This is a genomic window from Culturomica massiliensis (assembly GCF_900091655.1).
Classification (GTDB): Bacteria; Bacteroidota; Bacteroidia; order Bacteroidales; family Marinifilaceae; genus Culturomica; species Culturomica massiliensis.
In genome coordinates, this window is sequence record NZ_LT594614.1 from 1 (window position 1) to 2,605 (window position 2,605).

Annotated in this window: 3 protein-coding genes; all 3 read left to right on the forward strand. The window is 35.2% G+C overall.

The features are described from left to right. Positions 1 to 435 precede the first annotated feature (435 nt). Positions 436 to 1,302 (forward strand): GLPGLI family protein, encoded by an 867-nt coding sequence (locus BN8908_RS00040; RefSeq protein WP_068688221.1) that lies wholly within the window; start codon positions 436 to 438, stop codon positions 1,300 to 1,302. 144 nt (positions 1,303 to 1,446) lie between these two features. Further along, the gene (locus BN8908_RS18380) at positions 1,447 to 1,623 is read left to right on the forward strand and encodes a hypothetical protein (RefSeq protein WP_154670128.1); all 177 of its coding nucleotides are present in this window, start codon (positions 1,447 to 1,449) and stop codon (positions 1,621 to 1,623) included. A 54-nt stretch (positions 1,624 to 1,677) separates the two neighbouring features. Further along, positions 1,678 to 2,544 (forward strand): GLPGLI family protein, encoded by an 867-nt coding sequence (locus tag BN8908_RS00045; RefSeq protein ID WP_068688223.1) that lies wholly within the window; start codon positions 1,678 to 1,680, stop codon positions 2,542 to 2,544. Positions 2,545 to 2,605: the final 61 nt, after the last annotated feature.

Sequence of the window (2,605 nt, forward strand, 5' to 3'; positions counted from 1 at the left end):
AAAGGCGAGAAAATAGTAACGAAAATACTTCCCTATAATCCGATAGAGTTGGAATAGAGAGAAATATTTACGATTTATGATTTACGATTTAGAGGAGTTTTATAAGGATTTTAAATTTTAGATTAACGCACAGGCTGCCCCAGAAAAAGAGCGGTTGTTGATTTATGATCTTTCAAAACAGCTTCTTAAACTTTATGAGTTATGAAAAAGAGAATGATTGCTTTCGTAAGTGCGTGTTTTTTGACGTTAGCTGTTGTGGCAATTCCGATGTATTTTCAATTAAGTTGTGGGAAGATTATTTATAGTGATAGTTCTTATTACGATAATTTCGATGAAATGATAAAATTACTTATTGATCTTGATAACTTGAATTGTTGATTAATTTGAGGGAGTTTGGGGTATATTTCCGAAACTCCCTTTTAAACTTTTGATATGATGAGATATACTGGCTTGATTGCATGTTTCTTTTTATTACATTTTTTTGCATTAGGACAAAAGGTTGTATTTTTAAATAACAAAGGGGATATTCCACGTAATTTGGAACCTCGGGATACCTTGGATTATACAAATTTAAATATACATTATCGTCAATTAATTCGAAAAGATAAACTATTTCCCGGAGAATTAACAGAATCGGATATGGTACTGCAAATCGGTAGACAAGTATCAAAATATGCCAATTATAGATTTTTGGTTAATGATTCTATTATATCAGAAGAATTACTGCAACCGGAAGTACATGCTGTTGAAATTATGAATCGAGCTTTAATTCGGTTAAAAAAAGCAGGAGATAGAAGTATTGTAATGAAAAATTATCCAAAGGGACAATATTGGGTGCAAATACCAGTTTTATTGAATAGCTATATTTACACGGAAAAGGAACCGGTGTTTGACTGGAACTTTTCGCCGGATACGTTGACTGTATTAGGGTATTTGTGTAAAAAAGCCACCTGTTTGTTCCGGGGGCGTTATTATACAGCCTGGTATGCTCCGGATATACCGTTATCGAACGGTCCCTGGAAGTTTAACGGCTTGCCGGGACTAATCCTGAAAGTGGAAGATGCGGACCGGGATTATTCTTTTGAATGTACGGCTCTATACCGGGTTGATTGGAAAAGTCCCATTTATTTAAGTAAAAGTAAGCAAGATATTGAAACAACCCGAGAAAAATTCCGGCAGGCGGAAAAAGCAGCGATGAATAATCCGAATGCCGTTATCGGTAATTCCGGTCTTGTAACGGTACCGAAAGGCGAGAAAATAGTAACGAAAAAACTTCCCTATAATCCGATAGAGTTGGAATAGAGAGAAATATTTACGATTTACGATTTATGATTTAGAGGAGTTTTATAAGGATTTTAAATTTTAGATTAACACACAGGCTACCCCAGAAAAAGAGCGGTTGTTGATTTATGATCTTTCAAAACAGCTTCTTAAACTTTATGAGTTATGAAAAAGAGAATGATAGCTTTCGTAGGTGCGTGTTTTTTGACGTTAGCTGTTGTGGCAGCTCCGATGTATTTTCAATTAAGTTGTGGTAAGATCATTTATAGTGATAGTTCTTATTACGATAATTGGGACGAAATATTTGAGTTAGCGGAAGCTTTAGGACAGAAGAATTGTTAATTAATCTGAAGGAATTTTTGTTTTTTGAAATTCCCTTTTTAAGTTTTTAATGTGATGAAATGTGTTTACTTGATACTATTTTTCTTTTTTGTATATTTTTCTTTGTTCTCGCAAACAATTGTAATTGGTGGTGATATTGAAAGTGTTCCTCGTAAATTGTCTCCTCGTGATACCTTGGATTGTGCGTATTTGAATGTACATTATCGCCAGTTAATTCGGAAAGATAAACTATTTCCGGAAGAATTGACAAAATCGGATATGGTATTACAAATCGGAAAACAAGTGTCGAAATATTCCAATTATACCTATTTGGTTAGTGATTCTATCATGTCTGAAGAAATTAAACAACTGGAGTTGAATATATCTGATATTATGAATAGAATTAGAATCAGGACTAAAAAGGCAGGAAATAGAAATGTTGTGATAAAAAATTATCCAAAAGGGCAGTATTGGGTTCAAATCCCGGTTTTATTGAATCGATATATTTATACAGAACCGGAACCGGTGTTTGACTGGAACTTTTCGCCGGATACGTTGACTGTATTAGGGTATTTGTGTAAAAAAGCCACCTGTTTGTTCCGGGGGCGTTATTATACGGCCTGGTATGCTCCGGATATTCCGTTATCGAACGGTCCCTGGAAGTTTAACGGCTTGTCGGGACTGATCCTGAAAGTGGAAGATGCGGACCGGGATTATTCTTTTGAATGTACAGCCCTTTACAGGGTCGGTTGGAAAAGTCCCATCTATTTAAGTAAGGGGAAAAAAGATATTGAAACGACCCGTGAAAAATTCCGGCAGGCGGAAAAAGCAGCGATGAATAATCCGAATGCCGTTATCGGTAATTCCGGTCTTGTGACGGTACCGAAAGGCGAAAAAATGGTGACTAAAATACTTCCTTATAATCCGATAGAGTTGGAATAGAGAGAAATATTTACGATTTATGATTTACGATTTAGAGGAGTTTTATAAGGATTTTAAATTT

Coding starts and splice junctions, on each gene's coding strand:
- BN8908_RS00045 (WP_068688223.1), top strand. CDS start 1,678: ATGAAATGTGTTTACTTGATACTATTTTTCTTTTTTGTATATTTTTCT.
- BN8908_RS00040 (WP_068688221.1), top strand. CDS start 436: ATGAGATATACTGGCTTGATTGCATGTTTCTTTTTATTACATTTTTTT.
- BN8908_RS18380 (WP_154670128.1), top strand. CDS start 1,447: ATGAAAAAGAGAATGATAGCTTTCGTAGGTGCGTGTTTTTTGACGTTA.